Source organism: Bradyrhizobium sp. WYCCWR 12699 (genome assembly GCF_032144035.1).
In the GTDB taxonomy this organism is placed as follows: domain Bacteria; phylum Pseudomonadota; class Alphaproteobacteria; order Rhizobiales; family Xanthobacteraceae; genus Bradyrhizobium.
In genome coordinates this window covers 359,740-375,134 of the sequence record NZ_JAVTJN010000032.1, presented here as the reverse complement: position 1 = coordinate 375,134, position 15,395 = coordinate 359,740, and the positions used below count along the sequence as shown (strand labels likewise).

13 protein-coding genes are annotated in these 15,395 nt (G+C 64.3%); 10 read left to right on the top strand and 3 right to left on the bottom strand.

The genetic code is table 11. The features are described 5' to 3' along the window. Positions 1–13 precede the first annotated feature (13 nt). The 3 genes from RPS27_RS16580 (at position 14) to RPS27_RS16570 (ending at position 3,738) form a co-directional block, all read left to right on the top strand. Positions 14–1,141 carry an alkene reductase gene (locus tag RPS27_RS16580; RefSeq protein WP_212065972.1) on the top strand — a complete coding sequence of 376 codons (1,128 nt, stop codon included), beginning with the start codon at positions 14–16 and terminating at the stop codon, positions 1,139–1,141. Positions 1,142–1,285: 144 nt separating this feature from the next. Continuing rightward, entirely contained in the window at positions 1,286–1,789 is a 504-nt protein-coding gene (locus tag RPS27_RS16575) for a GFA family protein (protein ID WP_212065973.1), read from the top strand. Positions 1,790–2,076: 287 nt separating this feature from the next. After that, a complete protein-coding gene (locus tag RPS27_RS16570; protein ID WP_212065974.1) occupies positions 2,077–3,738 on the top strand; it encodes a thiamine pyrophosphate-binding protein in 1,662 nt (553 codons plus the stop codon). A gap of 85 nt (positions 3,739–3,823) precedes the next feature. Here the strand turns inward: RPS27_RS16570 and RPS27_RS16565 are convergent, their stop codons facing one another. Next, on the bottom strand, positions 3,824–5,200 hold the full coding sequence (locus tag RPS27_RS16565; protein ID WP_212065975.1) for an LLM class flavin-dependent oxidoreductase: 1,377 nt from the start codon (positions 5,198–5,200) through the stop codon (positions 3,824–3,826). A gap of 322 nt (positions 5,201–5,522) precedes the next feature. Here RPS27_RS16565 and RPS27_RS16560 point away from each other — a divergent pair, with 322 nt between their 5' ends. From RPS27_RS16560 to RPS27_RS39720, 3 genes are all read left to right on the top strand, one after another. Next, positions 5,523–6,917, top strand: coding sequence for a M20 family metallopeptidase (locus tag RPS27_RS16560; protein ID WP_212065976.1), 1,395 nt, complete (start codon positions 5,523–5,525; stop codon positions 6,915–6,917). 104 nt (positions 6,918–7,021) lie between these two features. Beyond that, a complete protein-coding gene (locus tag RPS27_RS16555; RefSeq protein ID WP_194405972.1) occupies positions 7,022–7,933 on the top strand; it encodes an amino acid ABC transporter substrate-binding protein in 912 nt (303 codons plus the stop codon). Positions 7,934–8,003: 70 nt separating this feature from the next. Then, positions 8,004–8,279, top strand: coding sequence for a hypothetical protein (locus RPS27_RS39720; RefSeq protein WP_409517551.1), 276 nt, complete (start codon positions 8,004–8,006; stop codon positions 8,277–8,279). 178 nt (positions 8,280–8,457) lie between these two features. Here RPS27_RS39720 and RPS27_RS16545 read toward each other — a convergent pair whose 3' ends face one another. Together RPS27_RS16545 and RPS27_RS16540 are read right to left on the bottom strand one after the other, a co-directional pair. Next, the gene (locus RPS27_RS16545; RefSeq protein ID WP_212065977.1) at positions 8,458–10,041 is read right to left on the bottom strand and encodes an amidohydrolase family protein; all 1,584 of its coding nucleotides are present in this window, start codon (positions 10,039–10,041) and stop codon (positions 8,458–8,460) included. 191 nt (positions 10,042–10,232) lie between these two features. Beyond that, the gene (locus RPS27_RS16540; protein WP_212065978.1) at positions 10,233–11,498 is read right to left on the bottom strand and encodes a D-amino acid dehydrogenase; all 1,266 of its coding nucleotides are present in this window, start codon (positions 11,496–11,498) and stop codon (positions 10,233–10,235) included. Between the two features lie 424 nt (positions 11,499–11,922). On the opposite strand from RPS27_RS16540, the gene RPS27_RS16535 reads away from it, so the two are divergent. The 4 genes from RPS27_RS16535 to RPS27_RS16520 all read left to right on the top strand — a co-directional run bounded on the left by RPS27_RS16535 (position 11,923) and on the right by RPS27_RS16520 (position 15,388). Continuing rightward, positions 11,923–12,897: a LysR family transcriptional regulator gene (locus RPS27_RS16535; RefSeq protein WP_212065998.1), complete on the top strand. Its 975-nt coding sequence runs from the start codon at positions 11,923–11,925 to the stop codon at positions 12,895–12,897. 37 nt (positions 12,898–12,934) lie between these two features. Next, positions 12,935–13,846 carry an amino acid ABC transporter substrate-binding protein gene (locus tag RPS27_RS16530; protein WP_409517550.1) on the top strand — a complete coding sequence of 304 codons (912 nt, stop codon included), beginning with the start codon at positions 12,935–12,937 and terminating at the stop codon, positions 13,844–13,846. Between the two features lie 114 nt (positions 13,847–13,960). Then, the gene (locus tag RPS27_RS16525; RefSeq protein WP_212067922.1) at positions 13,961–14,692 is read left to right on the top strand and encodes an amino acid ABC transporter permease; all 732 of its coding nucleotides are present in this window, start codon (positions 13,961–13,963) and stop codon (positions 14,690–14,692) included. 3 nt (positions 14,693–14,695) lie between these two features. Further along, complete coding sequence (locus RPS27_RS16520; RefSeq protein WP_194405976.1) at positions 14,696–15,388, top strand: amino acid ABC transporter permease; 693 nt, start codon at positions 14,696–14,698, stop codon at positions 15,386–15,388. Positions 15,389–15,395: the final 7 nt, after the last annotated feature.

Here is a 15,395-nt window from a genome sequence, read left to right as displayed (position 1 = left end):
ATCCGGGGCCAGCATGAAATTCGAAGCGTTGTTTAAGCCGTTGCAGGTCGGTCCGTACAAGCTTGCGCATCGTGTCGCGATGGCGCCGTTGACGCGCATGCGGGCCGAGCGCGAGAGCTTTTCGCCGCGGCCGCTCAACGCCGAATATTATGCCCAGCGCGCGACGCCCGGCGGCCTGCTCATTGCCGAAGCCTCGCCGGTGCTGTCGCACGGCCGCGGCAACCCGGCGACTCCTGGCATCTATTCGCAGGCGCAGATCGACGGTTGGCGCAAGGTGGTCGATGCGGTGCACGCCAAGGGCGGCATCATCTTCCTCCAGCTCTGGCATGTCGGCCGGGTCTCGCATTCCTCGTTCCATGGCGGCGAGCTGCCGGTTTCGGCTTCGGCGATCCCGATCAAGGCGGCCGGGATGAAGGCGATGACCGCCGACGGCAAGATCTCCGACTATGAGACGCCGCGCGCGCTGGAAACCGAGGAGGTCAAGGGGATTGTCGAGGCCTTCAGGCAAGGCGCGAAGAACGCGCTCGCCGCCGGTTTCGACGGTGTCGAGATCCACGGTGCCAACGGCTATTTGCTCGAGCAGTTCCTGCAGTCGCGCAGCAACCAGCGCACCGATCAATATGGCGGTTCGATCGAGAACCGCGCGCGGCTCTTGCTCGAGGTCACGCAGGCTGCGATCGACGTCTGGGGCGCGAACCGCGTCGCCGTGCGGCTCTCGCCCCACGGCATCGCCAATGATTCCGGCGAGCCGGATCCGATGCCGCTCTACACGCATGTGGTGAAGGCGCTCGACAAGCTTGGCCTCGCTTATCTGCATTTCATCGAGCCGCGCTCCAGCGGCGCCGGCCGTGCCGACGTCCATTGGGAGAACGTGCCGTCGGCCATGGTGCTATTCCGACCGCTCTACAGCGGCGTGCTGATGACCGCCGGCGGCTTTACCGGCGAGACCGCGAATGCCGCGATTGCCGACGGCCATGCGGACATCATCGCGTTCGGCCGCATCTTCATCTCCAATCCCGATCTGCCGCGGCGCCTCGCGCACGGCTACCCGATCACGCCGTACAACCGCGCGACGTTCTATGGCGGCGAGGAGAAGGGGTATACGGACTACCCTGTTTATGACGAGCTGACGCCGGCCTGACCAGTCATTCCGGGGCGACGCGAAGCGTCGAGCCCGGAATCCATCTCACGTCCTGGCTTGCTGTTCGATGGATTCCGGGCTCGCGACGTCGTCGTGCCCCGGAATGACAAGCGTATATCGCGTACATGACGACGGGAGACGTCCATGGCCAAAGCCGCAGCCGCCGCAGGGATCGCCACCGGCCAATGTCTCTGCGGCAAGGTCAGCTTCGAGATCGACATCCCCGCGCGCTGGGCCTGGCACGATCATTCCGCCGCGAGCCGCCGTGCCCATGGCGCGGCCTATGCGACCTATGTCGGCAGCTGGAAGAAGCGCTTTCGCATCACGTCAGGGAAGACCGCGCTGACGCGCTACGAGGACAAGGCGACCAAGACCACCCGCAGCTTCTGCTCGCATTGCGGCACGCCGATCGCCTATGAGCGTCCGCGCGGGCCGCATATGGTCAACATCCCCCGTGCTCTGTTCAGAGAACGTACCGGCCGGCAGCCGCTCTATCACATAGGGATCGAAGAGCTGCAGGAATGGGCCTATACCGGCGAGCCGCTGGTGCCGCTGAAGGGCTTTCCGGGCGTGGTCTGGCAGCGCTCGAAAAAGAAGAAGCGCGCGGGCGGCGAGGATCCGTTCGAGCTGGGGCGCGAGGAGATGTAGCGCGAGCCGCGTTCAGTTCTCGTGCCCCGGACGCAGCGCAGCGCCTCCCCGGCGATGCACAGCATCGTCCGGCGCGGTGATGCGCTGCTGAGCCGGGGCCCATGCGTCGGCGAGCGCTGCGTGAATTTAGGTCCCGGCTCTGCGCCGCAACGTTGCACGTTGCGCCGCGTCCGGGACACGAAACCGTCACACGCAACGCTGCCATGACTCCACTTCCTTGCGCGCCTCGCGAAAATTCGGCCATCATGCCTTCCGTCCTTGCGGCAACGTCCGCTCCTGGAGGAAACATGAAGAACAAGATCACCGGCCGCTCCGCCTTTCTCGCGCTGCTCAAGGACGAGGGCATCACGCATCTGTTCGGCAATCCCGGCACCACCGAGCTGCCGATCATGCATGCGCTGAAGGACCATCCCGACCTCACCTATGTGATGGCGATGCAGGAGAGCCTGGTGGTCGCAATTGCCGACGGCTACAGCCGGGCCTCCGGCAAGCTCGTCGCCTGCAACGTCCATGTCGCGCCCGGGCTCGGCAATGCCATGGGCTCACTCTACAACGCCCAGTTCACGGGCACGCCGATGATCCTCACCGCGGGACAGCAGGAGCAGGGCCACGGCCTGATGGAGCCGGTGCTGTATGGCCCGCTGGTGCGCATGGCCGAGCCGCTGGTGAAATGGGCAGTCGAGGTGACGCGGCTGGAGGATCTGCCGCGCATCGTGCGCCGCGCCGCCAAGGTGGCGATGACGCCGCCGACCGGCCCGGTGTTCATCTCGCTGCCCGGCGACATTCTCAACAGCGAGGCCGGCATCGACCTCGGCCGCTCCACCCGCATCGATGCGCGCGTCAAGCCGTCGGACGAAGCGCTGAAAGCCTTTGCCGCGCGGCTGCTGAAGGCGGAGCGACCGGTCATCGTAACCATGGACGAGGTGGTGAAGAGCGATGCGCTCAAGGAGGCCGCCGAACTCGCCGAGCTGCTCGGCGCCGCCGCTTACCAGTCCTCGACGCCCTACGGCTCGCACTTCCTGTCGGAGAGCCCGAGCTTCGTCGGCACGCTCGCGCGCGTGCAGAAAGTCGCGCGCGATACGCTGGCGCCTTACGACCTGCTGATAGCGCTCGGCGGCGATCCGCTGCGGATGTCGGTCTATAGCGAAGTCGATGCGCTGCCGGATGGGCTCGGCATCGTGCAGGTCGGTCTCGTCGATTGGGAGATCGCCAAGAATTACGGCGCCGAGATCGCGCTGAAGGCGGACCTGAAGGAGACGCTGCGCGCGCTGATCCCGGTGCTGAAGGAGATAGGCGGCGCGACGCTCACGGGCCGCGCCAAGCAGCGCCTCGCCGAGCTTGCGCCGAAGAACTGGACCGCACGCCGTGCCGCGCTGGTCGAGCAGATCGGCAAGAGCGCCGGCCGCAGCCCCATCGATCCGGACTTCCTCGTGCTGCAAATGGTCGAGGCCATGCCGGAGAATGCCATCCTGGTCGACGAAGGCCTCACCTCGAGCCGCCAGGTCACGGCGCTGCGGCCGCATCGCGACCGCTTCGGCTATCACGGCCTTGCCTCCGGCGGCATCGGCTGGGGCCTGCCGGCCTCCGTCGGCGCCAGCATCGCCAACCCGGATCGCCCCGTGGTGTGCTTCTCCGGCGACGGCAGCGCGATGTATTCGATCCAGTCGCTGTGGACGGCGGCGCATCACAAGCTGCCGCTCAACGTCGTCATCGCCAACAATGGCGGCTACCGCATCATCAAGCAGCGCCTGCTGGCCTTCCACGGCGACGACAATTATGTCGGCATGGATTTCGTCGATCCGCCCGTGGATTTCGCCGGTGTGGCGAAGGCGCTCGGCTGCGAGGCGATCAGGATCAGCGACCCCCGTGAGCTGAAGGCGACTTTGGCCTCGGCGTTTGGCCGGCCGGGGACGAAGCTGATCGAGGTGATGGTGGACGGGAAGGTGTAGCCACTCTGCTCCGCTGTCGTCCCGGCGCCCGTGCGCAATTGCGTACTAGGCCGGGACGATATCGAGGGTGTGCGACGCCGGGGACCTACCCCTTCTTCCCCACCCGATATCCCGCCGCCGGATGCGGTGCATCGAGCCTCGCTCGGCCGCCGAATAGTTTTTCCCGCAACGTGCCCTTTGCATACTCGGTCTTGTAGCGTCCGCGCCGCGTCAGCTCCGGCACCAGCATGTCGGAGATGTCCTCGAAATCGCCGGGTGAGATCGCGAAGGCGACGTTGAGGCCGTCGACGTCGGTCTTCTCGAACCAGTCCTCGATCTTGTCGGCGACGCTTTCGGGTGTGCCGACCACGACCGGGCCGGCGCCGCCGATGCCGACATGCTCGATGACGTCGCGCACGGTCCAGACGCGGTCTGGATCGCCCCGCGTGACGTTGTCGAGGGCGCTGCGGCCGGCATCGTTCTGCACGTGACGCACCTGCTGGTCGAGCTCGTAGCCGGAGAAATCGATGCCGGTCCATCCCGACATCAGGGCGAGCGCGCCTTCCGGATTGATGTGCGAGCGGTAGTCGGCATATTTCGCCGCAGCTTCAGCCTTGGTATTGCCGAGGATGATCGTCATCATGTTGAACATCAAAATCTCCGCCGGGTTGCGGCCGAACTTGGCGGCTTCTTCACGAATGGCAGCGACGCGCGGCGCGATGATCTTGGCCGACGGTCCCGACATGAAGACGCATTCGGCGTGCTTGGCTGCGAACTGCCGGCCGCGCGGCGAGGTGCCGGCCTGGTACAGCACCGGCGTGCGCTGCGGCGAGGGCTCGCTGAGATGGATGGTGTTGTTGATGCGGTAGTTCGCACTCTCATGATTGATGCGGTGAACCTTGCTCGGATCGGTGAAGATGCCGCGCTTGCGGTCGCGCAGCACGGCGTCGTCCTCCCAACTGCCTTCCCAGAGCTTGTAGACAACCTCCATATATTCGTCGGCGATGTCGTAGCGGTCGTCGTGCCCGGTCTGCTTGTCCTTGCCGGCGCCGCGCGCGGCACTGTCGAGATAGCCGGTGACGACATTCCAGCCGATCCGCCCTTCAGTGAGGTGATCGAGCGTCGACATTCGCCGCGCGAACGGATAGGGCGGCTCGAACGACAGATTGCTGGTGACGCCGAAGCCGAGATTTTGCGTGACGGCCGCCATCGCCGAGAGCAGGAGCAGCGGCTCGTTTGACGGCGTCTGCGCTGCGTTGCGCAAGGCCGCGTCAGGGCTGTTGCCATAGACGTCGTAGACCCCGAGCACGTCGGCGAGGAACAGTCCGTCGAAACGGCCGCGCTCCAGCGTCTTGGCGAGATCGATCCAGTAGGGCAGGCGATTATATTCGGCGGTGCGGTCGCGCGGATGGGTCCAGAGGCCGGGTGACTGGTGTGCGACACAATTCATCGCAAATGCGTTGAGTCTGATCTCTTTGGCCATGCTGGCTCCCCGGCGCCCTGTACTGAGCGCTCTTCGAATGGTAGATGTGCGCCCCGAACTTGACGCTCAACTTGATGTCCTACTTGGCGAAGTTTTTGCATATCGCTTGCGCTTGGCAAGGCCAAAATCAGCGGCGCTGCTGCGCTTGGCAAGCCAATCCCGGGGATGCAAGGACGAAATCCCAAGAGAAGTGCAAGGGAAGTGCAAGAGAACGACAAGAGAAGTACAAGCCAACCGCAAGAACTATCCAAGTCCCCGCCACTTTCGAAGGCCAGCTCGTATCGGGTAAGGTCCTTCGCCTCAACGTCTCGAAAAGCAAGTCATGACCAGAGCCGACGCCATCGCCCGCGCCCGTGAGGATTTTACATCAGGCGCCTTCCTCGCCGAGCTCGACCGCCGCGTCGCCTTCAAGACCGAGAGCCAGAATCCGTCACGCGGCCCCGAGTTGCGTGCCTATCTGGAACAGGAGATGCAGCCGGCTTTTGCCGCGCTCGACTTCACCAGCCGCATCGTCGAATCCCCGAGCGGCAAGGCGCCGTTCCTGTTCGCCGAGCATCACGAGAGCGCCTCAGTGCCCACGGTGCTGGTCTATGGCCATGGCGACGTCGTCGATGGGATGGAAGGTGAGTGGCGCGACGCCCGCGATCCCTGGCGCACCACGGTTTCGGGTACGCGCCTTTATGGCCGCGGGACCGCCGACAACAAGGGTCAGCACAGCATCAACATGGCGGCACTCCGCGCGGTGCGCGGTGCCCGCGGCGGCAAGCTCGGCTTCAATGCCAAGTTCATCGTGGAGATGGGCGAGGAGATCGGCTCGCCCGATCTCGGCAAGGTCTGCGATCTCAACCGTGACGCGCTCAAGGCCGATCTGTTCATGGCCTCCGATGGGCCGCGCCTGTCCGCGGAACGTCCGACGCTGTTCCTGGGCTGCCGCGGCGGCATCCGCATCCATCTGGATGTGAATTTGCGCGACGGCGGCCACCATTCCGGCAATTGGGGCGGCGTGCTGGCCAATCCCGCGACCATTCTGGTCAATGCGATCTCAACGCTGGTCGACGGTCACGGCCGCCTCCAGCTCGACGCCCTGAAGCCGCCGCGCCTCACCAACCAGATCCGCTCCTATCTCGCCGACGTGCAGGTGTTGCCGAGTGCGGACGAGCCCGCGCTGGCCGAGAACTGGGGCGAGGAAGGTCTTTCGGCCGCCGAACGGCTCTATGCCTGGAATACGCTGGAAGTGCTGGCGATGTCGTCGGGCAATATCGAGAAGCCGGCCAACGCCATTCCAGGCCACGCCAACGCCGTGCTGCAACTGCGGTTCGTGGTCGGCACCAAGATCGACGGCCTGATCGACGCGATCCGCGCCCATCTGGTCGAACACGGCTTTCCGATGGTCGAGGTGCGGGCGGCGCAGAGCTTTGCTGCATCGCGCACCGATTTCGACAGTCCCTGGATCAAATGGGCGGCGGATTCGGTGAAAGAGACCACCGGCAAGACGCCCGCGGTGCTGCCGAATTTCGGCGGCTCGCTGCCCAACGACGTATTTTCCGAGATCCTGGGCCTGCCGACGATCTGGGTCCCGCACTCCTATCCCGGCTGTTCCCAGCATGCGCCCAATGAGCACATCCTGCTGCCTCTGACCGAGGAGGCCTTGACGGTGATGGCCGGGCTGTTCTGGGATCTCGGCCAGTTGCCAGGACCCCTGGCAAAAGCCCGCTAAACTGAGCCGTTAACCTGAGCCTCGATCTCGCCGAAAGTCACATTCTAATCCAAGCCGATTTGTGCTTGCATCCCGCACGCATCATCCTGAAAGGGGACAAAAAAGTGAAACATTTCCGTAGCATTGGGCTCGCGCTCGCCGCGACTTTCGCCGTCAGCCAGGCTGGGGCCCAGGAGCTGACCGGCACGCTGAAGAACATCAAGGACACCGGCGCCATCACGCTGGGCTTCCGCGACTCCTCGATCCCGTTCTCCTATCTGGATGACAACCAGAAGCCCGTCGGGTTCGCGATGGACATCTGCTACAAGATCGTCGACGCCGTGAAGAAGGAGCTCAAGCTCGACAAGCTCGAGGTCAAGCTCAACCCGGTGACCTCCGCGACCCGCATCCCGCTGATGGCCAACGGTACCATCGATCTCGAATGCGGCTCGACCACCAACAACGCCGAGCGCCAGAAGCAGGTCGCCTTCACCAACACCCACTATCTGACCGCCAGCCGCTACGTCTTCAAGAAGTCGAGCGGTCTGAAGTCGATCGACGACCTCAAGGGCAAGACGGTGGTCTCGACCGCGGGCACCACCAACATCAAGCAGCTCACCGAGGCCAACGTCGAGAAGAAGCTCAGCGCCAACATCATCCCGGCCAAGGACCACGCCGAGGCCTTCCTGATGGTCGAGACCGACCGCGCGGTCGCCTTCGTCATGGACGACATCCTGCTCGCGAGCCTCGTCGCCGGCTCGAAGTCGCCGGGCGACTACGAGATCTCCAAGGATGCGTTCTCCAAGCCGGAGCCCTACGGCATCATGCTGCGCAAGGACGACGCGGCCTTCAAGAAGGTCGTCGATGCCGCGACCGCGGCGCTCTACACCTCCGGCGAGGCGCAGAAGATCTACGACAAGTGGTTCACGCAGAAGATCCCGCCGAAGGGGCTGAACCTCAACACCCCGATCTCGGCCGAGCTGAAGAACGAGTTCGCCAAGCCGACGGATTCGCCCAATCCGGACGACTACAAGTAAGATAAAACCTCGATCTTTCGATCGGGATCATGTCCGGCCACTCTTGACACAGGGGGGCCGGACATTTGCATTGGCGCCGGCACAACCAAGACTGGCGCGTTCGCGCGGGGCGCTCATCACGGGCTTGATCGTCGGGGTGATGCGCACGCTGCTGTCGAAAGGCGCCAACTGGTTCGGCTTCTGTTACGTCGAACTCTTCTGCAACATGCCGCTGCTGGTGCTTGCAAGGGGAGCCTACTTCCATCCCAAGCACAACATGTCCCTCTGCGCCGTTCATACCGAGACCGACATCGCCGCTGCGCTCGAGGCCGCGGAGCACGGCCTTGCAACGGTGGCGGCACTTTGAGAGGTCGGCCGTCAGCTGATGCTGTTCAATGCACGGCCGATGGCAGCAAAGATATCGGCGATCTGTTCCTCGGTATTGATCAGGGGCGGCGCGCAGCGACCGGTACCTCTGTTGTGGCGCGCTCCTTTGATACAACGTTCATAATCAGGTCGTCATTTGAAAGGCCCTCGGGCGATCTCTACGGACAAGTCCCCGGCGCCGGCGTGCGCTTGAGCGCGCGGCCGCTGGCCGCCGTCGTCAGTTGGCCGTCCTGGATCGTCAGCGCGCCGTTGACCAATAGCGTGTGCACGCCGACGGTCAGCTCGCGCGGGCGCACATAGTCCGCCTTCGGCGCGTAGCGGGCCGGGTCGAACACCACGACATCGGCGAAATAGTCCGGCCGCAGATAGCCGCGGCGGTCGAGCTTGAAGATGTCGGCCGACAGCCCGGTGGACTGACGGATGAACGTCTTCAAATCGATGACCTGGCGCTCCCTGACGTAGACGACGTATTTGCGCGGAAAGGTGGCGAATTGCCGGGGATGGCCGTCGGTGCCGTCGGAGCCGGTGACGACCCATGGCTGCTTCATCACGAGGTCGACATCGCTGTCGATCATGTTGAAGGAAGCGATCGAGTCGCGCGGGTTGGCGCGCAGGATGCGCACCGCGGCGTCGACCGGCTCGACCTTCCACGCCTCGGCCATTTCCGACAGCCGCTTTCCCGTCCATTCCCGATCGACGCTGGTCAGCAGGATCGAGTCCGCGCCGCCGCGGCGTCGCAAATTCTCCATCATCTCGTCGCGGATTTTCGCCATCTGTGCCGCATCGTCGAAACGTTTGATCATCGCCGCATAGCCGCCATCGACCGCCCAGCGCGGCACCAGCGCCGCATCGAGGCTCGTGCTCGACGCCAGCCACGGATATTGATCCGCCGTCACCTTCTGGCCCGCCGCGCGCGCCGCCTCGATCAGGCGGATCACTTCCGGCACTTGGCCCTGCAGGTCGACGCCGAGCGCCTTCAGATGCGCAAAATGCACCGGCATCTCCGCCTCACGGCCAATCTGGAGCACCTCCTTCGCGGAATTCATCAGACCAATGGAATACGAGCTCTCGTCGCGCTGGTGGGTGTCGTAGATGCCGCCGCGGCGCGCGGCTTCCTTCGCCACCGCCACCACTTCCTCGGTCCTGGCAAAACTCTGCGGAGCGTAGAACAGCCCGGCGGAAAGGCCGATGGCGCCTTCGCACATCGCTTTGGCAACCAGCGCCTTCATGCGTTCCAGTTCATCAAGCGAAGGCGCGCGGGCATCATGGCCCAGCACCGCCTCGCGGACCGCACCGAAGCCGACATAGCTGACTATGTTGGTGCCGACCTTTTGCGCCTCGAGCTCGGCCTGATCGGCCGCGACGTTGGGCGTACCCCTGCCGTCGACGCCGATGAAGATGGTCGAAACGCCCTGCATCAGCCATGGCGCATTCAGCCGCTTGGCCGCATCGCCCGATCGGATATAGCTTTCGGGATGGGTGTGGACGTCGATGAACCCGGGCGCGACGATCATGCCCTGTGCGTCGATGCTGGCCTTTGCCGCCGGCGCGCCGGCATGCGGGCCGACATAGACGATCCTGTCGCCGCTCACCGCGACGTCGCCGACGAACGGAGCCTCGTCGGCGCCGGTGTAGATCGTCCCTCCGCTGATGATGAGATCGGCCGTGCCTGCGGCGATGGCAGGGGCAGTCGGGACGAGACCAAAGCAAATGGCGGCAAGAAGGGCAGGCAGGCATTTCATCTGAAAAGTCTCCGTCATGCGAGCAGCAGGCTAGTTCGCGTTCTCCCGGCCATCCAATGCAAGCTTTGCATTGGAGGCGCATCTCCCGGGCACCCAAAAAGCTCTTCCTCGCCAACAGAGCCGACCCTTGCGCTCATGGGGGACCTGTTCTGGGATCTCGGCGAGAAAGGGAAACGTACCTGACAGAACCGTCACGCCGCGCGCCGCACCGCAAACGCGCCGGCTTCAATCGCCGCCGGCCTGCCGTCGATCAGGTCAGCGGTGAGGCGGGCGCTGCCGCAGGCCAGCGTCCAGCCGAGCATGCCGTGGCCCGAATTGATGAACAGCCCGGAGAGCGGCGACCACCCGATGATCGGCCGGCTATCGGGCGTCATTGGGCGTAGCCCGCACCATGGCTCGACGTCGTCGTCAGTCGCCATCCCCAGCATTTTCGCCGCCGCGCGGCGCAGGATGTCGAGACGGCCCGGATCGAGGCTTGCATCGTTGCCGTCGAGATCGGCGATCCCCGCAACCCGGATCGCCGTGCCTTCGTCGCGCGCGAGCGGCGCGAACACCAGCTTGCGTTCGAAGTCGGTGACGCTGTGGCGAAGCGCGCTGACTTCGCCCGCGGGCTGCAGCGTGATGCTGTAGCCCTTGACCGGGTAGATCGGCAGGTAGAATCCGCAAGCTCTTGCAAAGGCGCTCGAGGATGCTCCCATGCAGAGAACGAAGCGGTCGGCTTGCACGCGCCCTTTAGCGGTGTCCACACCAACAAGACGGCCGCCGGACCGGACCGGTCCGGTCACAGGCGTGTCGAGCAGCCACTCGACATTGTTTCGCTGTGTCAGCCGGTCGGCAAGCGCGGCGCAGAACACGGCGCAATCGCCGACCTGTTCGGAGGCGGTGAAAATGCCGCCGGCGAGTTCGCGTGCTCCGAGCTTGAGCGCGGGCTCCAGTGCGAGGCACTCGGCCGGCGTGAGCACCTGCTGCGCATTATCAGCGTCGGCCTTGCCGGTGACGGCGCTTCGCGCGGCGTCGAATTCGCTGGGCGAACGGAACAGCACCAGCTTGCCGGCGGTTCGCAATCCAAACGTGAGATCGAGCGTCTGCGACAGGCGTGTCAATTCGTCCCGGCTGATGGCGGCAAGCGCGAGCTGCGCGGCAACGGTGTCGCGCACGGCGGCCGAGCGGCAGGCGAGCAGGAAGCGAACGCCCCAGGATATCAGATGCGGATCGAGGCCGGGGCGAATACGCATCGGCGAGTCTCTGGCGACCAGCAGCGAGGGCAGCTTCAACAGTGTCGCAGGCGATGCCAGCGGGGTCACGAAGGCATAGGACAGCTGGCCGCCGTTGGCGGCGCTGGCGTCGGCGCCGGTCTCGGCTTGGCGGTCGACGATGATCACGTCATGTCCGGCCTCGCTGAGGCACCATGCCGTCGTCAGTCCGATGACGCCGGCGCCGAGGACACAGATTTTCATGTAAGGACTCATTCTGGACTGTCGCCCGATGCGGCAACAGAGCCGATCGGGACGAGGAGTGGCGTTGCGGCCGCCAACCTAGGGCGGCCTGATCGCCCCCGGCGATGCCATGTCTGCATCATGCAAAACTTGCATGATGGACCCCGCCGTAGCACGCTGAAGCAGTCGGGCGGCATCGGGCGAATGCGGATCGGCGCATGAAAGGCTGGGATTTGAAGGGGATTGGGCGGGAATCGGCCTCGGAAGGCCCTGATGCAAAGCTTGCATTGGTCGGGCCATATGCCGCTTCGCTAGGTTGCGCGCCATGGGGCAACCAATACCGTGGCAGCAAGCATGGCCGGTCGACGCGCGCCGTTCTGCGCCGTCGGGAGCAGGGTATCGCGGGGAACCTGCCGCAGCGTCCGGCATTAAGACAGGTCGCGTGATGGAACTGCGCTGGCTGCAGGATTTTCTGATGGTGGCCGAGACCGGCAACTTCACCCGTGCGGCCGAGCGGCGCAACACGTCGCAGGCGGCGTTCAGCCGCCGCATCAAGTCGCTGGAGGCCTGGCTCGGCTTCGATCTGATCGATCGCAGCGTCTATCCGACGCAATTGACGCCGCAAGGCGAGCGCTTTCGCGAGCATGCCGGGGAATTGCTGCGGCAGATGCTAGACAGCCGCGACGAGCTTGGCGGCAAGCCGCTGCGCTCGCATGAGCACATCAGGATCGCACTGCCGTTCGCCATGGCGACGGCGCAGCTGCCGCAGTGGTGGCAAGCCTGGTCCGCCGAGCGGCGCATGAGCTGTTCGGTCGTGGTCGGCAACATCCATGATCTCGTCACCTCGCTGGTGTCGGGCAACGCGGACCTGATGATCTGCTATCACCACGCTCAGCAGCCGATCCATCTCGATCCGGATCGCTACGAGCGCGTGAGCCTCGGCACCGAGTATTTGCGGCCCTATGTCAGCGAGGCGCTGGCCGCCAAGGGAGGCATATCGCTGCCGGGCAAGGCGTCGCATCCGGTGCCGCTGCTGATGTATTCGCCCGGTGTCTATTTCGCGCGCCTGGTCGATCTCATCCTGGAGAATGCCCCGATCACCGGCCAGCGGCTGATCGAAAGCGACATGTCCGATGTGCTATGCGAGATGGCGCTGGCCGGACGCGGCGTCGCTTGGCTTACGGAAGGTACCGCCGCGGCGCATGGCCACAAGGGATTGGCGGCCATCGGGGGCAACAAGTGGGCGTTGCCGCTATCTTTAGTCGCATTCAAGGACCGGACGAATAGCCAGCGATCGCTAAATCTCTTTTGGTCCGAATTGCGCAGGAATAATGCGGCCCATGCCGCAGACGGGCGTACGGGGAAGGTTGCGAAAGGCCCGGTCAAATCGCCTGCCAGGCCTTCGAGATCGAGTCGCTGAAGTATCGTCAGTCAATAACCAAAAGAGGGAGAATTTCGTGAAATACCGTCGGATAAGCTTCTGTCTGCTTGCTGGCGCGTTGTCCGCCGGGCCGGCGTTGGCCCAGGAACTCACGGGAACGCTGAAGAACATCAAGGACACCGGCGCCATCACGCTCGGCTTCCGCGACTCCTCGATCCCGTTCTCCTATCTCGATGACAACCAAAAGCCCGTCGGGTTCGCGATGGACATCTGCTACAAGATCGTCGACGCCGTGAAGAAGGAGCTCAAGCTCGACAAGCTCGAGGTCAAGCTCAACCCGGTCGTGTCGGCGACCCGTATCCCGCTGATGGCCAACGGCACCATCGACCTCGAATGCGGCTCGACCACCAACAACGCCGAGCGCCAGAAGCAGGTGTGGTTCACCAACACCCACTTCCTGACCGCCAGCCGCTACGTCTTCAAGAAGTCGAGCGGCCTGAAGTCGATCGATGACCTCAAGGGCAAGACGGTGGTCTCGACCGCCGGCACCACCAATATCAAGCAGCTCACCGAAGCCAACGTTGCCAAGGGCCTCGGCGCCAATATCATCCCGGCCAAGGATCACGCCGAAGCCTTCCTGATGGTCGAGACCGACCGCGCGGTCGCCTTCGTCATGGACGACATTTTGCTGGCGAGCCTCGTCGCTGGCTCGAAGAATCCGGATGACTATGCCATCTCCAAGGACGCGTTCTCCAAGCCGGAGCCTTACGGCATCATGCTGCGCAAGGATGACGTGGCCTTCAAGAAGGTGGTAGATGCTGCGACGGCTGCCCTCTACACCTCGGGCGAGGCCGAGAAGATCTACAACAAGTGGTTCACCCAGAAGGTCCCGCCGAAGGGGCTGAACCTCAACACGCCGATCTCGGCCGAGCTGAAGAACGAGTTCGCCAAGCCCTTGGACTCGCCGAACCCGGACGACTATAAGTAAGATAACTTCGATCTTTCGATAGGAATCATGTCCGGCCACTCTTGACACAGGGGTGGCCGGACATTTGCATAGGCGCCGGGACATCCATAACTGGCGCGTTCGCGCGGGGGACACGTGAACTATAACTGGAACTGGGGAATCTTTTTCCAGCCGAACCCGATGGGCACCGGCACCTATCTCGACCTGCTCTTGTCGGGCCTGGTGCTGACCCTCAAGACCGCGGCGCTGGCCTGGGTCATCGCGCTGATCACCGGCTCGCTCGTCGGCGTGATGCGCACGCTGCCGTCGAAGGGGGCGAACTGGTTCGGCTTCGCCTACGTCGAATTCTTCCGCAACATGCCGCTGCTGGTGCAGCTTTTCCTGTGGTTCTTCGTGCTGCCGGAATTGTTGCCAAAAGGCGCCGGCACTTGGCTGAAGCAGCTGCCGAACGCGCCGTTCTGGACGGCGGCAATCGGCATCGGCTTCTTCATGTCGGCGCGCGTCGCCGTGCAGCTGCAGGCCGGCATCGGTTCACTGCCGCGCGGGCAGAAGATGGCGGCAACGGCGCTGGGCCTGACCACCACGCAGGGCTATCGCTACGTGCTGCTGCCGATGGCGTTCCGCATCATCCTGCCGCCGCTGACCTCCGAGTTTCTCAACACCATCAAGAACACGGCGGTCGCCATCACCATCGGTCTGCTCGAGCTGACCGGACAGGCGCGCTCGATGCAGGAATTCTCGTTCCAGGTGTTCGAGGCCTTCACCGCCGCGACGATCCTCTATCTCCTCGTCAATGCCGTTGTCGTGACCGCGATGCGCTTCCTCGAGCGCTGGGTCGCGATCCCCGGCTACATCACGGGGAAATAAGCGATGTTCGCCAATCTCGATTTCGACGTCATCCGCCGCGCGCTGCCTTACCTGTTCTACGAGGGCATGACGTTCACGCTGACGCTGACGGGCCTCGCGGCCCTCGGCGGCCTTATCTTCGGCACGGCGCTCGCCCTGATGCGGCTCTCCGGCTTCAAGATCCTTGGCCGCATCGCCGGGGTCTATGTCGACTTCATGCGCTCGCTGCCGCTGGTGCTGGTGATCTTCTGGTTCTACTTCCTGGTGCCCTATATCGGGCAGTGGGTGACCGGCGCCTCGCGTCCGATCAGCGTCGGCGCGTTCGCATCCTCGCTCATTACCTTCATCATGTTCGAGGCCGCGTATTTCTCCGAAATCATGCGCGCCGGCATCCAGTCGATCTCGCGCGGCCAGCCGTCCGCGGCCAGTGCGCTCGGACTGACCTACGCCCAGACCATGCGCTACGTCGTGCTGCCGCAGGCGTTTCGCAACATGCTGCCGGTGCTGATCACGCAGACCATCGTGCTGTTCCAGGACACCTCGCTGGTCTACGTCCTGTCGATCACGGACTTCCTGGGTGCGGCGAGCAAGGTGGCGCAGCGCGACGGGCGCCTCGTCGAAATGTACCTGTTCGCAGCCGTGGTCTACTTCACCATTTCCTGTATCGCGTCCTTCGGCGTCCGCCGCCTGCAGGCGCGCATCGCCATCATTCGCTAGGGCTCCC

Coding starts and splice junctions, on each gene's coding strand:
- RPS27_RS16545 (WP_212065977.1), bottom strand. CDS start 10,041: ATGAAATGCCTGCCTGCCCTTCTTGCCGCCATTTGCTTTGGTCTCGTC.
- RPS27_RS16580 (WP_212065972.1), top strand. CDS start 14: ATGAAATTCGAAGCGTTGTTTAAGCCGTTGCAGGTCGGTCCGTACAAG.
- RPS27_RS16565 (WP_212065975.1), bottom strand. CDS start 5,200: ATGGCCAAAGAGATCAGACTCAACGCATTTGCGATGAATTGTGTCGCA.
- RPS27_RS16560 (WP_212065976.1), top strand. CDS start 5,523: ATGACCAGAGCCGACGCCATCGCCCGCGCCCGTGAGGATTTTACATCA.
- RPS27_RS16540 (WP_212065978.1), bottom strand. CDS start 11,498: ATGAAAATCTGTGTCCTCGGCGCCGGCGTCATCGGACTGACGACGGCA.
- RPS27_RS16535 (WP_212065998.1), top strand. CDS start 11,923: ATGGAACTGCGCTGGCTGCAGGATTTTCTGATGGTGGCCGAGACCGGC.
- RPS27_RS16520 (WP_194405976.1), top strand. CDS start 14,696: ATGTTCGCCAATCTCGATTTCGACGTCATCCGCCGCGCGCTGCCTTAC.
- RPS27_RS16575 (WP_212065973.1), top strand. CDS start 1,286: ATGGCCAAAGCCGCAGCCGCCGCAGGGATCGCCACCGGCCAATGTCTC.
- RPS27_RS16570 (WP_212065974.1), top strand. CDS start 2,077: ATGAAGAACAAGATCACCGGCCGCTCCGCCTTTCTCGCGCTGCTCAAG.